General features: G+C 66.7%; 11 protein-coding genes. All 11 read left to right on the top strand.

Features of this window, described 5'->3' with window-relative positions:
* Window positions 1–147: 147 nt before the first annotated feature.
* The 11 genes from ACVILH_RS33370 (at window position 148) to ACVILH_RS33320 (ending at window position 15969) form a co-directional block, all read left to right on the top strand.
* On the top strand, window positions 148–4746 hold the full coding sequence (locus tag ACVILH_RS33370; RefSeq protein ID WP_456716688.1) for an autotransporter domain-containing protein: 4599 nt from the start codon (window positions 148–150) through the stop codon (window positions 4744–4746).
* Window positions 4747–4998: 252 nt separating this feature from the next.
* Complete coding sequence (locus ACVILH_RS33365) at window positions 4999–6105, top strand: efflux RND transporter periplasmic adaptor subunit (RefSeq protein ID WP_456716687.1); 1107 nt, start codon at window positions 4999–5001, stop codon at window positions 6103–6105.
* Between the two features lie 155 nt (window positions 6106–6260).
* The gene (locus ACVILH_RS33360; protein WP_456716686.1) at window positions 6261–9401 is read left to right on the top strand and encodes an efflux RND transporter permease subunit; all 3141 of its coding nucleotides are present in this window, start codon (window positions 6261–6263) and stop codon (window positions 9399–9401) included.
* 23 nt (window positions 9402–9424) lie between these two features.
* Entirely contained in the window at window positions 9425–10033 is a 609-nt protein-coding gene (locus tag ACVILH_RS33355; protein ID WP_456717154.1) for a TetR/AcrR family transcriptional regulator, read from the top strand.
* 40 nt (window positions 10034–10073) lie between these two features.
* Window positions 10074–10697 carry a flavin reductase family protein gene (locus ACVILH_RS33350; RefSeq protein WP_456716685.1) on the top strand — a complete coding sequence of 208 codons (624 nt, stop codon included), beginning with the start codon at window positions 10074–10076 and terminating at the stop codon, window positions 10695–10697.
* 40 nt (window positions 10698–10737) lie between these two features.
* On the top strand, window positions 10738–11157 hold the full coding sequence (locus tag ACVILH_RS33345) for an acyl-CoA thioesterase (protein ID WP_456716684.1): 420 nt from the start codon (window positions 10738–10740) through the stop codon (window positions 11155–11157).
* A gap of 366 nt (window positions 11158–11523) precedes the next feature.
* On the top strand, window positions 11524–11766 hold the full coding sequence (locus tag ACVILH_RS33340) for a hypothetical protein (protein ID WP_456716683.1): 243 nt from the start codon (window positions 11524–11526) through the stop codon (window positions 11764–11766).
* A 232-nt stretch (window positions 11767–11998) separates the two neighbouring features.
* The gene (locus ACVILH_RS33335) at window positions 11999–12190 is read left to right on the top strand and encodes a hypothetical protein (protein WP_456716682.1); all 192 of its coding nucleotides are present in this window, start codon (window positions 11999–12001) and stop codon (window positions 12188–12190) included.
* A 159-nt stretch (window positions 12191–12349) separates the two neighbouring features.
* Window positions 12350–13183: a DeoR/GlpR family DNA-binding transcription regulator gene (locus tag ACVILH_RS33330; RefSeq protein WP_456716681.1), complete on the top strand. Its 834-nt coding sequence runs from the start codon at window positions 12350–12352 to the stop codon at window positions 13181–13183.
* Between the two features lie 153 nt (window positions 13184–13336).
* A complete protein-coding gene (glpD, locus tag ACVILH_RS33325; protein ID WP_456716680.1) occupies window positions 13337–14890 on the top strand; it encodes a glycerol-3-phosphate dehydrogenase in 1554 nt (517 codons plus the stop codon).
* Window positions 14887–15969 carry an ABC transporter ATP-binding protein gene (locus ACVILH_RS33320; RefSeq protein ID WP_456716679.1) on the top strand — a complete coding sequence of 361 codons (1083 nt, stop codon included), beginning with the start codon at window positions 14887–14889 and terminating at the stop codon, window positions 15967–15969. The genes glpD and ACVILH_RS33320 overlap by 4 nt, the downstream gene beginning before the upstream one ends.

Genomic DNA, 15969 nt, shown 5'->3' with positions numbered 1-15969 from the left:
CCCATCAAGTGATTGAGACGAACGGCCCGGTCCTCGACCGGGCCGTTCGTTGTCGCGTTCGGCACGCATTGTTACCCCGTCCGCAGCGGATCGGGACGCGGGCGAGATCGTCGCTCCGTCTCATCAATGATTGCTGTGAGACGATTGATGCGTGCTGTGATTGTGCGGCGGCCTCGCCGGGCCGTGCAGGGTTTTCTCGGAACGACCGGACTGGTTCTCTCGCTCGCCTTCGTCGTGCCGGCGCTCGCCGATGGTGGCACGGGCGTCGGCCTGACCACGGGTGCGGCCGGGGGCGCCGACAGCGCGACGGCAGCGGGCGGCACCGGCAGCGCCGGCGTGAGCGACAATGGCTTTGCGAGCGGCGGCGGGGGTGGTGGCGCGGGTGCCACCGGTGGCGCAGGCGGCGTCGGATTTGACCTCGGCACAGCCAACCCCGCTGGCGGGGCAGGCGGCGCGACGCCGGGCGCCAACGGCGGCAATGGCAGCGATTCGACCACCGGGGCCATGGCCGGCGGTGGCGGTGGCGGCGGCGCGCATGGCGCCGTCGTCACGACGGCAGGCGCGCTCTCCAGCGTGGCCGGCGGTAATGGCGGCAATGGCGGCAACGGCCCTCCCGGCGCCAACGGCAACGGCTGGATCGGCGGCGGTGGCGGCGGCGGCGCCGGCGGCTATGGCACGGCCGTGAACGGCATCGGCGTGGTCGTCAGCAGCAGCGGCGCGGTCACCGGCGGCAGTGGCGGCAAAGGCGGCAATGGCGGTGGCGGCGGGGCCGGCGGCGGTGATGCCGGCAGCGGCGGCGTCGGCGTGTCCTTCACCGGCGGCTCCAACGGTCTGACCAACAGCGGCACCATCAGCGGCGGCAATGGCGGCGCGGGCGGCGCCGTTCAGACCCGAGACAATGGCGAACGCGCAGGGAATGGCGGCGCGGGCGGGGCCGGTATCGCGGCGGCCGGTGGTCTGACCATCTTCAACACCGGCACGATCAGCGGCGGCAATGGCGGGGCGTCGGGCAGCGGCGGCGGTGGCAGCGCCGGCGCGGGCGGCGCCGGCATTATCGGCTCCGATATTGTGGTGTTCACCAGCGGCACGATCTCAGGCGGGCTGTCGGGCGACGGCACGACGCGCGCCAACGCCATCACCTTCACCGGCGGCCGCAACAGCATCGAACTGCTGGCGGGCAGTACCATCATCGGCAACGTGGTCGCCGCCAGCACGCTCGACTCGGTGAGCCTGAGCGGCGCGACCAATGCGAGCTTCGATCTCTCGAGCCTTGGGACGCAGTATCGGGGCTTCGGCACGCTGGGGAAGTCCGGCTCCAGCACCTGGACCGTGAGCGGCACCAACAGCACGGCGGTGAAGTGGCTCGTGTCGAGCGGAACGCTGCAACTCGCCACCGGGGCCGTGCTCGGCGCCGCCGGCGGCTCGCTGACCATCGAAGGCGGCACGATCGATCTCGGCGGCACCACGCAGGTGCAGAATGGCGGCGTGCGCGTCACGAACGGCACCATCGCGAACGGCAGCTTGTCATCGTCCGGGACGTTCGACCTGCAGGGCGGCACGATCAGCGCGGCGCTGGCCGGGACCGGCAATTTGATCAAGAGCGGCGGCACGACGACCTTGTCGGGTGCCAACAGCTATAGCGGCGGCACCACCGTTCTCGGCGGTCTGCTGCAACTCTCCGGTGCCGGCACGCTCGGTGCCGCGAGCAATGCGCTGACGGTGGCCGGCGGCGAGCTCAATCTTGGCGGCACGACGCAGACGCAGGATGGCGGCGTGACCCTGTCGGGCGGATACATCGTCAACGGCACGCTGTCCTCGAGCAGGACCTTCACCCTGATCGGCGGCAGTTTCGGCGTAGCGCTCACCGGAGCCGGCGGCGTGCGAGCGACCGGCAGCGGTTTCATGACGCTCGCCGGGGCCAACAGCTACACCGGCGGCACCAGCGTGCTCAACGGTGTGCTGCAGATCTCCGGTGCCGGCACGCTCGGCGCCACCAGCAACGCGCTCACCGTGTCGAACGGCATGCTCGATCTCGGCGGCACGACGCAGACGCAGAACGGCGGCGTGCGCGTCACCAACGGCACCATCGCGAACGGCAGCTTGTCATCATCCGGGACGTTCGACCTGCAGGGCGGCACGATCAGCGCGGCGCTCGCCGGGACCGGCAATTTGATCAAGAGCGGCGGCACGACGACCTTGTCGGGCGCCAACAGCTATAGCGGCGGCACCACTGTTCTCGGCGGTCTGCTGCAACTCTCCGGCGCCGGCACGCTCGGTGCCGCGAGCAACGCGCTGACGGTTAACGGCGGCGAGCTCAATCTCGGCGGCACGACGCAGACGCAGGATGGCGGCGTGACCCTGTCGGGCGGATACATCGTCAACGGCACGCTGTCCTCGAGCAGGACCTTTGCCCTGATGGCGGGCGGCGTCGGCGCGGCGCTCACCGGATCCGGCGGCGTGCGGAAGACCCTGCGCGACACGCTGACGCTGGCAGGGGCCAACAGCTACACGGGTGGCACCAGCGTTCTCGACGGCGTGCTGCAACTGTCCGGCGCCGGCACGCTCGGCGCCACCAGCAACGCGCTGACGGTGTCCGGCGGCACGCTCGATCTCGGCGGCACGACGCAAACCCAGAACGGCGGCGTCACCCTGACCGGCGGCACGATCGCCAATGGCACGCTGTCGTCGAACGCAGTCTTCGACCTGCAGAGCGGCACGGTGAGCGCGGTGTTGGCGGGACCTGCCGGTCTCAGCAAGAGCGGCAGCGGCGCGGTGACCCTGTCGGGCGCCAACAGCTACACCGGCGGCACGACCATTGCGGACGGAACGTTGCAGATCAGCGGCAGCGGCACGCTCGGTGACGCCGGCGGCGCGCTGACGATGTGGGGCGGCGTGCTCGATCTCGGCGGCACCACGCAGACGCAGAATGGCGGGGTGAGTTTCGCAGGCGGCACGATCGCGAACGGCACGCTCGCTTCGGCCGGAACGTTCGCGCTGCAGAGCGGCGTGGTCAGCGCGGCACTCGGCGGCACCGGGAATGTCTTCAAGAGCGGCAATGGCCTGGTCGTGCTGTCGGGCGTGAGCAGCTACACCGGCGCGACGACCATCGATGGCGGCGTCCTGCAGGTCGACGGCTCCATCGCAGCATCGGGTCTGACGATCGTCGGCGCCGGCGGCGCGCTGACCGGCGCCGGCACGGTCGGCAATCTCCTGGTCGCATCGGGCGGCACGTTCACGCCGGGCAGCGGCAGCGTCGGCTCATCGATGATTGTGGCCGGCAATCTCGCCTTCCAGTCGGGCGCGCAGTATCTGGTGCAGATCGATCCGACCACGTCGTCGACGACGACCGTGACCGGCACGGCCACGCTCGGCGGCGCCACCGTCGCGGCGTCGTTTGCGGCCGGCACCTACATCGAGAAGCGCTATACGATCGTGACGGCCGCAGGCGGCGTCTCCGGCACGTTCGCACGCGATGTGGTGACGACGAGCCTGCCTGCAACCTTCGCGACCTCGCTCAGCTACGACGCCACCCACGCTTTTATCGATCTCGCGCTGGCCTTCGTGCCGCCGTCAGGCTCAGGCTTCAACGCCAACCAGCAGGGTGTCGGCAACACGATCGTCAACTACTTCAACAAAGAAGGACGTATTCCGCGCGCCTTCGGCGGCCTGACGGCGGCCGGCCTGACGCAATTGTCCGGCGAGCAGGGCACGAGCCCGCAATCGACCTCCGTCGATGCGATGGGGCAGTTCGCCGGCATGCTGATGGACCCGACCGCGGCAGGCCGCGGCGGAGCGCCTGGCGGCGGCGCGCTCGGCTATGCTGCGGACGCGCCCTCGCGCAAGGGCGATGCGCGCGATGCGATGGCCTCGCTCGACAAGGCGCGGCCGGCGAGCTTTGCGCAGCGCTGGGCAGTGTGGGCCTCCGGCTTCGGCGGCGGACAATCGACCGATGGCAGCGCCACGGCCGGATCGAGCAACAGCTCGAGCCGCATCTACGGCACGGCGGTTGGACTCGACTATCTGATCGGGCCGGACACGATCGCCGGCTTTGCGCTGGCGGGCGGCGGCACGACTTTCAATGTCGGCGCGCTCGGCAGCGGTCGCTCCGATCTGTTCCAGGCTGGCGCCTTCGTGCGTCACGCGATCGGTCCGGCATATCTGTCGGCAGCGCTCGCCTATGGCTGGCAGGACGTCACCAGCGATCGCATCGTCACCGTCTCCGGCGTGGACCGGCTGCGCGCGCGGTTCAACACCAACACCTGGTCGGGCCGGCTTGAGGGAGGCTATCGCTTTGCCGCGCCGTGGCTCGGCTTTGGCATCACGCCCTATGCGGCTGCACAGCTCACACGGATCGATCTGCCCGCTTATGCCGAGCAGGTGCTATCGGGCAGCGGCACCTTCGCGCTGAACTACACGCGTCAGAGCGTCACCGATACGCGCAGCGAGCTCGGCCTGCGCAGCGACAAGTCGTTTGCGCTGGCCGACGGCGTGCTGACCCTGCGCGGGCGCGCCGCCTGGGCCCACGACTTCAATCCGAGCCGCACCGCGGCCGCGACGTTCCAGGCGCTGCCCGGTGCGAGCTTCGTCGTCAACGGCGCGGCCGCGGCGAAGGACGCAGGCCTTGTCACGGCCTCGGCCGAGATGGGCTGGCTCAACGGCTGGTCCACCGCGCTCACCTTCGATGGCGAGTTCTCCGATGTCTCGCGCTCCTACATGGGCAAGGGCACCGTGCGTTACGCGTGGTGACGCGAGCGATCCGCGGCGACCCCGCGATCGTTAGCTGAGCAGTTGCACCCTCCCGGCAGTCCCCCGGCAGTCCGGGAGCGGTCGCTCGCGCGGATGGCGGGGCGATGAGGCGCCGTGCCGATCAAGACTGCCCGTCTCCTGAGCACCTGCGGCAACTTGTCTTAACAGTCACGAAGTCATGATCACTGACGATTATTGACAGTCGTCACTCAACAGTCGACACTCCATCGCAGTCGCAGCAAAGGGTGTCCGATGTTGATCCGCCTGATTTTCGCGAGTTATTCCAAGCTGTTGACCGGCATTGCGCTGGCCACCATGGCCGCCGCTCTGGCTGGCTGCAACGAAACCGTCGCCCAGAAGGCCGAGCCGATCCGGCCAGTTCTGGTCGCGTCCGTCCATTACGAGGCCGAGACCCCCGAGCGCAGCTTCGTCGGCACCATCCGGCCGCGGATCGAGGCCGACATCGGTTTTCGCGTGGCCGGCAAGGTCGCCAAGCGCCTGGTCGAGGTCGGCCAAACCGTCGAGGTCGGCCAGCCGCTCGCCACCCTCGATGAGGTCGATCTGAAGCTGCAGGCCGAGCAGGCCGAGGCCGAATTCCGCGCCGCCACCGGCGTGCTGGCGCAGGCCTCCGCTGCCGAGATCCGCGCCAAGGAGTTGCGCGCCAAGGGCTGGACCACGGATGCGCAGATGGACCAGGCCAAGGCCTCCGCCGATGAAGCCCGCGCGCGGCTCAATCGGGCCGAGCGCTCGGTCGAGCTGACCCGCAATTCGCTGTCCTACGCGACCTTGGTCGCCGATGCGCGCGGCGTCGTCACGGCCACCTTGATCGAGCCGGGCGTGGTGGTGGCCGCCGGTCAGGCGGCGATCCGTGTCGCCCGCTTCGCCGAGAAGGAGGCGGTGGTCGCGATCCCGGAGACCTTGCTCGAACGCGCCAAGACCGGCAGCGCCTACGTCACGCTGTGGTCGGAAGCAAACAAGAAATATGCAGCGAAGCTGCGCGAGATCGCGCCCGCCGCCGATCCGGCGACGCGCACTTATCTCGCCAAGTTCTCGCTGCCGGACGCCGGCGATGCAGTCTCGCTCGGCATGACCGCGACCCTGACGCTTGCCGATCCCGCCACGACGCGCGTCGCGCGGCTGCCGCTGTCGGCGCTGTTCAGCGAAGGCCGCGATCCGTCGCTCTACGTGGTGAACGACAAGGGCGAGGTGACGCTGAAGCCGGTGCAGGTGAAGGCGTATGACAGCAAGGACGTGCTGATCACCTCGGGCGTCGACGAGGGCGAGAAGGTCGTGGCGCTCGGCGTGCAGAAGATCGACCCCGCGCAAAAGGTGCGCGTGGTCTCGGCGCTGACGTTCTGACGGCGTGATGGCCTCATGGTTCGAGACGCGCGGCCGTAGCCGCGCTCCTCACCATGAGGAGCCAAACCCTCATCCTCACGGAGGCGCGAAGCGCCGTCTCGAAGGATGAGGCCACTGAAGCTTGCAAAGACTGAATCCTCATCGGGGAGCGTGGCATGAAGCGGTTCAATCTGTCGGCCTGGGCGGTCAGTCATCCGCCGCTGGTGCTGTTCCTCATCATTGCGCTCGGCGTCGCCGGCTTCTTTTCCTATCAGAAGCTAGGCCGCGCCGAGGACCCTTTCTTCACAGTCAAGGTTGTCAACGTCTCGGTGATGTGGCCGGGCGCGACGGCTGCGGAGATGCAGAGCCAGGTCGCCGACCCCATCGAGAAGAAGCTGCAGGAGCTGCCCTACTTCGAGAAGGTGCAGACCTACTCCAAGCCGGCCTTCACCGCGATGCAGGTGACCTTCCGGGATTCGACGCCGCCGGCCGAGGTGCCGCATCTGTTCTATCTGATCCGCAAGAAGCTCGACGACGTGCAGTCATCGCTGCCGTCGGGCATCGTCGGTCCGTTCGTCAATGACGAGTTCTCCGACGTCGATTCCATCCTGTTCATGATGACCGGCGACGGCGCCGACTATGCGCAGCTGAAGAAGGCCGCCGAAGGCCTGCGCCAGCGCCTCTTGAAGGTCGCCGGTGTCACCAAGGTCAATCTCTACGGCACCCAGGACGAGCGCATCTATGTCGAGTTCAGCCATGCCAAGCTCGCCACGCTCGGCATCACGCCGCAGGCGCTGTTCGACTCGCTCGCCAAGCAGAACAACGTCACGCCGGCCGGCACGGTCGAGACCTCGTCGCAGCGCGTGCCGCTGCGCGTCACCGGTGCGCTCGACGGCGCCAAGGCGGTCGCGGAAACGCCGGTCGAAAGCAACGGACGTGTGTTCCGGCTCGGCGATATCGCCACCGTCACCCATGGCTTCGTCGATCCGCCGAGCTTCAAGGTGCGGCAGGAGGGCAGGCCCGCGCTCGGCATCGGCGTCGTCACGGCCAAGGAGGCCAATATCCTGGAGCTCGGCAAGCAGGTGCACGCCGCCGCTGACGACTTCATGAAGGCCGTGCCGCAGGGCATCGAGATCGAGCAGATCGCCGATCAGCCCAAGGTGGTCGAGCACGCCGTGAGCGAGTTCGTGCACTCGTTCGTCGAGGCGCTGGTGATCGTGCTGTTCGTGTCGTTCCTGGCGCTGGGCTGGCGCACCGGCATCGTGGTCGCGCTGTCGGTGCCGCTGGTGCTCGGGCTCGTCTTCATCGTCATGAACATCATGGGGCTGAACCTGCACCGAATCTCGCTGGGGGCTCTCATCATCGCGCTCGGACTGCTGGTCGACGACGCCATCATCGCGGTCGAGATGATGGTGGTGAAGATGGAGCAGGGCTGGGACCGGATGCGCGCGGCGTCGTTTGCCTGGGAATCCACCGCATTCCCGATGCTGACCGGAACCTTGGTCACGGCCGCCGGCTTCCTGCCGATCGGCTTCGCCAATTCCGCCGTCGGCGAATACGCCGGCAGCATCTTCTGGATCGTCGCGATCGCGCTTGTGGCGTCGTGGTTCGTCGCCGTGATCTTCACGCCCTATATCGGCGTCAAGCTGCTGCCGGACATGAAGCTCCATCACGGTCACGATGAGCACGCGATCTATGACACGCGCATGTATCGCGGCCTGCGCCGCGTGATCCGCTGGTGCGTCGATCACCGCATCACCACCGTCGCCGCGACGGTCGGCGTCTTCGCGGCCTCGATCGTCGCCTTCGGTCACGTCCAGCAGCAGTTCTTCCCGCTGTCGGAGCGGCCCGAGCTGTTCCTGCAACTCCGCCTGCCGGAAGGCACCGCGTTCGGCGTCACCGAGAAGGCCGCGAAATCGGCCGAGAAGCTGCTCAAGGACGACAAGGACATCGAGACCTACACCGCCTATGTCGGGCAGGGCTCGCCGCGGTTCTGGCTCGGCCTCAACCCGCAACTGCCGAACGAGGCCTTCGCAGAGATCGTGATCGTCGCCAAGGACGTCGCCGCGCGGGAGCGTATCAAGACCAAGATCGAGACCGCGGCTGCGAATGGCGAACTGAACGAAGCGCGCGTCCGCGTCGATCGCTTCAATTTCGGACCGCCGGTCGGCTTCCCCGTCCAGTTCCGCGTCATCGGCCCCGATGCGGCCAAGGTGCGAGAGATCGCCTACCAGGTGCGCGACGTCATGCGCCAGAACCCGAACGTCAGGGATCCGCAGCTCGATTGGAACGAGCAGTCGCCCTACCTCAAGCTGGTCGTCGACCAGGATCGGGCCCGCGCGCTCGGCCTGACCCCGCAGGACGTGTCCCAGTCGCTGGCGATGCTGATCTCCGGCGTGCAGGTCACGACCATCCGCGACGGCATCGAGAAGGTCGGCGTTGTCGCGCGTGCGGTGCCGTCCGAACGGCTGGATCTCGCCCATGTCGGCGACCTCACCATCACCTCTAAGAACGGCGTGGCGGTGCCGTTGCAGCAGATCGCCAAGATCGAGTATTCGCACGAGGAGCCGATCCTGTGGCGGCGCAACCGCGACATGGCGATCACGGTGCGCGCCGACGTGGCGGACGGTGTGCAGGCGCCTGATGTCACCAGCCAGATCTCGCCGAAGTTGCAGGACATCCGCAACCGACTCGAGCCGGCCTACCGGATCGAGGCTGGCGGCGCGTTTGAGGAGTCCGCAAAGGGCAACGCCTCGATCTTCGTGCTGTTTCCGCTGATGGTCATCGTGATGCTGACCCTGCTGATGATCCAGCTCCAGAGCTTCTCGCGGCTGCTGCTGGTGTTCCTCACCGCGCCGCTCGGCATCGTCGGCGCCTCGCTCGGCCTCAACGTCGCCAACGCGCCGTTCGGCTTCGTGGCGCTGCTCGGACTGATCGCGCTGGCCGGCATGATCATGCGCAACGCCGTCATCCTGGTCGACCAGATCGAGCACGATGTCACCTCCGGGCTCACGCGCCGCGAGGCCATCATCGAGGCGACGGTGCGCCGCGCCCGCCCGGTGGTGCTGACCGCGCTTGCCGCGATCCTCGCCATGATCCCGCTGTCGCGCTCGGCGTTCTGGGGCCCGATGGCGATCACCATCATGGGCGGTTTGTTCGTTGCAACCTTCCTGACGCTGCTGTACTTGCCTGGATTGTACGCTCTATGGTTCCGCAAGAGCCTCGATGAGCGCGGGGCTGCCGTGCAGGATCATTCCGCAGCGCAGCACGTTGACGGGCCGGCTCCCGCGCCGCCGTTGGCCGAGGCGGCCGAGTAGGGGATCAACAGATCGCAGGCATGATGACGCTGGTTTCCGAACACATCGAACCCGATACGAGCGAACGCATCCTGGTTGTTGCCGAGCGCCTGTTTCGACAGATCGGTTACCAGAAGACGACCGTCGCCGACATCGCCAAGGAGCTCCGCATGAGCCCGGCGAATGTGTATCGCTTCTTCGACTCGAAGAAGGCGATCCATCAGGGCGTCGCCCGCACCCTGATGGGCCAGGTCGAGGTGGCGGCGATCGCGATCGCCGAGCGCGGCGGCCCCGCCGTGCCGCGGCTGCGTGAGCTGCTCGGCACCATCCATCGCATGAACACCGAGCGCTATGTCGGCGACAACAAGCTGCACGAGATGGTCGCCATCGCGATGGAGGAGAGCTGGGAGGTCTGCGAGGCGCACATGATGCTGGTCACCGAGATCATCGGCCGCGTGATCGGGCAGGGCGCCGCCTCCGGCGAATTCGCCGTCGGCGACATCGTGCTGGCGACGAAATGTGCAACCACGGCGATGATGCGCTTCTTCCATCCGCAGATGATCGCGCAATGCGCGACCAAGCCCGGGCCGACGGTGGACGAGATGATCGATTTCGTTCTGGCGGGGCTTGGTTCCCGCGGCGCTGCGAGATAAGTTCTCCGTCATTGCGAGCAATGACGGAAGGGACTTTGGCGTGACCGAGCGAGACTTGCACTTCTACGAGCCCAAGAACGGCCACGGCCTCAAGCACGATCCCTTCAATGCCATCATCGCGCCGCGGCCGATCGGCTGGATCTCGTCGCGCGATCCGGACGGCCACGTCAATCTCGCACCGTACAGCTTCTTCAACGCGTTCAACTACACGCCCCCGATCATCGGCTTCTCCTCGACGCATTGGAAGGACTCGGCCGCCAACATCCAGGACACCGGCGAGTTCGTCTGGAATCTGGTGACGCGCGATCTCGCCACGCAGATGAATGCGACCGCCGCGCATGTCGCTCGCGACGTCGACGAGTTCAAGCTTGCCGGCGTCACGCCGGTGCCGTGCAAGCACGTCAACGTGCCGCGGGTCGGCGAAAGCCCCGTGGCGTTCGAGTGCAAGGTCACGCAGATCGTCCAGCTGCAGGGCGCTGACGGCCAGAAGACCCAGGCCTGGCTGACGCTCGGCGAGGTCGTCGCCGTGCACATCGACAAGTCGCTGATCAAGGACGGCGTCTACCAGACCGCGCTGGCGCGTCCGATCGTGCGCGCCGGCCGCCGCGGCGATTATTTCGAGATCAAGCCGGAAGACATGTTCGAGATGATCAGGCCGGACTGATCGCTTCTCGCCGAGTGTCGCTAACTGGAGACCGACCGACGTGACCGAATCTGCCGCCCCTGCTGCGCCGACCGAGCCGCGTGGCGATCTCTGCATCCGTACGCTTGCGATGCCGGCCGACACCAACGCCAATGGCGACATCTTCGGTGGCTGGCTGCTGAGCCAGATGGACGTCGGCGGCGGCGTGTTCGCGGCCAAGGTGGCGAAGTCGCGCACCGTGACGGTCGCGATCGAGGCGATGAACTTCCGCAAGGCCGTCTATGTCGGCGATCTCGTGTCGGTCTATGCGCATCTGGTGCGCATCGGCCGTACCTCGATGACCGTGCGTCTCGAAGCCTGGGTGCTCCGCCGCAAGGAGGAGCAGCCGATCCTGGTCACCGACGGCAACTTCACCTACGTCTCGATCGATGACGACGGCCGTCCGCAGCCGATCAAGCGCGATGGCGTGATCACGGCGTGATCGCACCGCGGCTGCATGCTCCATCCGTCAATAACGTCCGTTAACTCCCGCTGCACATGACGCGACGGTGATCGCGGAACCGTGCCATGACGGCCGGAGTTCCCTTGAGAGCATGAGCGAGAACGCCGGCAAGCATGCGTGCGGTGTCGTTGAGCGCGGGGGGCTGCCCGGCACGTTTACGATGATCGCAAGTTGAGGTTGCGATAGGCGGCCCTGCCGCGTCTCTGCCGCATTGCGAGTCTCCTTGAGAGCTCGCATGTACGGTTCAATGCGCGCTGGGGGGCGGCGATAACAGGCCGGAAAAAATGGCCGATGATGCGCGGGAAACGATGGGGGGCATCTTGCGAACAGGGTGGGAGAGAATCCATGTCGGACGTCGACGAGAAGCTGACCTTGGAGGTGCTCAAGAAGCTGCAGCAGCGGCTTCTCCACGCTGAACGGCGAATCGGGATCTACGAGATTCAGCTCAACGCGTTCCGTCAGCAACACGTCGAGGTGCTGCAGGATCTCCGCACGATCTATCAACTGCTCGGCCACCACCATGACCGCCTCGGCGGAGCCGATGCGTCACATCGCAAAGCGACGCTCGTCCCGGACGATCCACACTGAAGCTCGCATCCAGCGCTGCATCATATGCTTCGTTGGCGCAGGCTCCGCTGATTCGTTTGCGCTGCGAGACAACGCAAACGACAACACCTCATCATCAGCCGGGCATCGATCAAACACATCATGGACAGAATCGCCTGTTGAGATTCCGCATGGACCGAAGCCGCGGGCGCCAAAGGGAACATTCCTCTCAACGCTCCGTTATAAGCCCCGGAATGAACGACGGGATTTTGCAATGTCCGACACCTACATCATCGAGGTCAGCTCTCAGGCGGCAGGAATCGTCGTCCGCGATCGCGGCGGCTTTCGCTTCTTCGCCGCGTCGCACCGCTTCAATGCGCTCGAGGGCCAGGTGTTTCGCAATGCCCGTGAGGCCGAACGCGCCGCGTTGCGCATCATCACGGGCGAGCTGAGCGCAGCCGCCTGAGTCGAGGAACGCGCCGGCCTGCGCCATCGTAGTCGTCCGCGAGATGCGGCCATGCTCCTCCGCCAGGCCGGTGATTGTTGCGGTGCGTCCAGGCTCTTCCTGCATTGACCCTTGACTCGATCAGCATCACCATGGTGCAGCTTGTCGCGAAAGCTTGCCATGGCCGTCCTGTCCCAACGCCAGACCGACATCCTCAACATCGCCCGCGCCTCCGGCCGCGTCATGGTGGAGGATCTGTCGCGCCGGTTCGAAGTGTCGGCGCAGACCATTCGCAAGGATCTCAACGATCTCTGCGAGCAGCGGGCGCTGACCCGCATCCATGGCGGCGCGATCATCGCCTCGGGGGTCGAGAACCTCGCTTATGAGGCGCGGCGCTTCGTCGCTGCGGACGAGAAGAAAGCGATCGGCGCGATCGCGGCCGCGCGCATTCCCAACGGCTCCTCGCTCTTCATCAATATCGGCACGACGACGGAGGAGGTGGCGAGCGCGCTCACCTCGCATCAGGATCTGCTCGTCATCACCAACAATCTCAATGTCGCGATGCTGCTCTATCCGCATCCGCGCATCGAGGTGATCGTGGCCGGCGGCAGCGTGCGGCGCTCGGATGGCGGCGTGATCGGCTCGACCGCGACGCAGCTGATCGGCCAGTTCAAGGTCGACTACGCCATCATCGGGGCGTCGGCGATCGACGAGGAGGGTGCGCTCCTCGACTTCGACTATCGCGAGGTGCAGGTCGCGCAGGCGATCATCGCCAACGCGCGCAGCGTGATGCTGGTCGCCGATTCCACCAAGCTCCACCGTAGCGCCCCGGTGCGCATCGCCCATCTCAGCCAGATCCAGACCTTCGTCACCGACCGTCCCTTGCCGGATGGATTGGCCAGCCTCTGCCACAGCAGGGGCATCGAGGTGATCTCGGCCATGCCCGCCGACGAGGCGGATGACGCGGCCGAGGCAAACGAAAGCGCCTCCCCCTCCGTGCTCCGCCGCGCCTGAGCCCCCGCCACCCCTACAGGCTCTTTGATCCCGGTTTGGGCAGGTTTTGCCGAAGCTGGGGCCAACCTGCGAATTTCGATTTGCTTTCACTTTCGTTTGTGTTTAACTCGAAACCGAAAGTGAAATCGCCGACGGAAGGCGATTGCTCGGGGGATGCGTCTGTTGGAGCGGATCTACGACCTCGCCATTGTCGGAGGCGGCGTGAATGGCTGCGGCATCGCGCGCGATGCGGCCGGACGCGGGAATTCCGTTTTTCTCTGCGAAATGAACGATCTGGCGAGCGGAACCTCGTCATGGTCGACCAAGCTCGTCCATGGCGGCCTGCGCTATCTGGAATATTACGAGTTTCGGCTCGTGCGCGAGGCGCTGATCGAGCGCGAGATCCTGTGGCAGATCGCGCCCCACATCATCCGCCCGCTGCGTTTCGTTCTGCCGCATCATTCCGGCCTGCGACCGGCCTGGCTGCTGCGCCTCGGTTTGTTCCTCTATGACCATCTCGGTGGCCGCAAGCTCTTGCCGCCGACGCGCTCGGTGAACCTGCGCAGCGACGAGGTCGGTCGTCCCTTGATTGCCGGGCGCTACGCCACCGGCTTCGAATATTCCGATTGCTTCGTCGATGACGCACGCCTCGTGGTGCTGACCGCGCGCGATGCCGCCGACCGCGGTGCCGAGATCCGCACCCGCACCCGCGCGACCGAGATCCGCCAGGACGGCAGCGTCTGGCTCGTGACGACCGAGAACACCCAGACCGGCGAGCGCGAGACCATCAAGGCGCGCGCGCTGGTGAATGCCGCCGGGCCGTGGGTCGAGCAGGTGCTGTCGACCGGTGCCGGCGTCAATGCGAAGGCCAAGGTGCGGCTGGTGCAGGGCTCGCACATCGTGGTGCGCAAGCTCTACGATCACGACCGCGCCTACATCTTCCAGAACGCCGACGGCCGCATCATCTTCGCCATTCCCTATCAGCAGGATTTTACGCTGATCGGCACCACCGATCGCGACTACCAGGGCGATCCGGCCAAGGTGAAGGCGACCGACGAGGAGATCGCCTATCTCTGCGCCGCGCTCGGCGAGTACATCGCGAAGCCGGTGACGCCGGCCGATGTGGTGTGGAGCTATTCCGGCGTGCGTCCGCTGTATGATGACGGCGCGAGCGAAGCCAAGGCTGCGACGCGCGACTACGTCTTCGAGCTCGATACGCCCGGCGGCCTGCCGCTGCTCTCGATCTATGGCGGCAAGATCACCACTTACCGGCGCTTGTCGGAGGAGGCCCTCGAGCGCCTTGGTCCTTATCTGAAGGGCGCCAAAGCGGAGGAGGGCTGGACCGGCAAGGCAAAGCTGCCCGGCGGCGACATGTCAGTCGACGCGGTCGCCGCGCTGATTGCGGATCTCCGCAAGACCTATCCGTTCCTGACCGACGCGCATGCGAAGCGCATCGCGCATGCCTATGGCACGCGGGCCAAGACCATGCTCGCGGGTGCGACATCTTCGGCCGATCTGGGCCAGGATTTCGGTGGCACCTTGACGGAGCGTGAAGTCAGGTACCTGATGACGAATGAGTGGGCGTTGACGGCCGAGGACATCGTGTGGCGGCGATCGAAGCTGGGGTTGCGGATGTCGGCGGCTGAGATCGCCGCGCTCGATGCGTGGATCATCGCCAGCCGCGAGCGCGCGGCCGCGACGGCGCGTGAAGCCGGGGGACGCGCATGAGCGTCACGCTCGATCACGTCTCGCGCGTCGTCGATGGCGTCACCACGATTCGCGACGTCTCGCTGACGTTGCAGCGGGGAACGCTGAGCGTGCTGCTCGGCCCGACCCTGTCCGGAAAGACCTCGATCATGCGGCTGCTCGCCGGCCTGGACAAGCCGACCACCGGCCGCGTGCTGGTCGACGGCAAGGACGTCACCGGCGCCGACGTGCGGCAACGCTCGGTCGCGATGGTCTATCAGCAGTTCATCAACTATCCCTCGCTGACCGTTTATGAGAACATCGCATCGCCGCTGCGCGTGCAGGGCAAGCCGCGCGAGGAGATCGAGAAGCGCGTGGCGGAAGCCGCGAGGCTGCTCCGGCTCGAGCCTTATTTGAAGCGCACACCGTTGCAGCTCTCCGGCGGTCAGCAGCAGCGCACGGCCATGGCGCGGGCACTCGTGAAGGGCGCCGATCTCGTGCTGCTCGACGAGCCCTTGGCCAATCTCGACTACAAGCTGCGCGAGGAGTTGCGGACCGAATTGCCGCGCATCTTCGAGGCGTCGGGAGCGATCTTCGTCTATGCCACCACCGAGCCGTCGGAAGCGTTGCTGCTCGGCGGCCGCACCATCTGCATGTGGGAAGGCGAGGCGCTGCAGGCGGGTGACACCGCGTCCGTGTACCGCCGTCCCGACACCTTGCGCGTCGGCCAGGTGTTCTCCGATCCGCCGATGAACATTGTCGATATCCAGAAGCGCGGCGACAGCGTCGAATACGCAGGGAGCGTCAAGGCGCCCGCCATTGGGCTGTATGCCGATCTGCCCGATGGCAGCTACCGCGTCGGCTTCCGTCCGCACCAGCTTGGGCTGGCCAAGGGCGACGGCAGCCACGGCCGCCACGCTTTTCCGGCGACCGTCTCGGTCACTGAGATCACGGGCTCGGAGAGCTTCGTGCATCTCAAGCGCGACGGCCTGAACTGGGTCGCCGTGCTGCACGGCGTGCATGAATACGAGCCCGGCGAAGTGCTCGATGCCGTGCTCGATCCCACCAACGTGTTCGTGTTCGACGCCAGCGACCGTCTGGTCGCGGCGCCGGCGATCTGA

The organism is Bradyrhizobium sp. USDA 4353, assembly GCF_054063215.1.
Note: the sequence above shows the minus strand (reverse complement) of the source record. Positions and strands in the feature narration are given on the sequence as shown.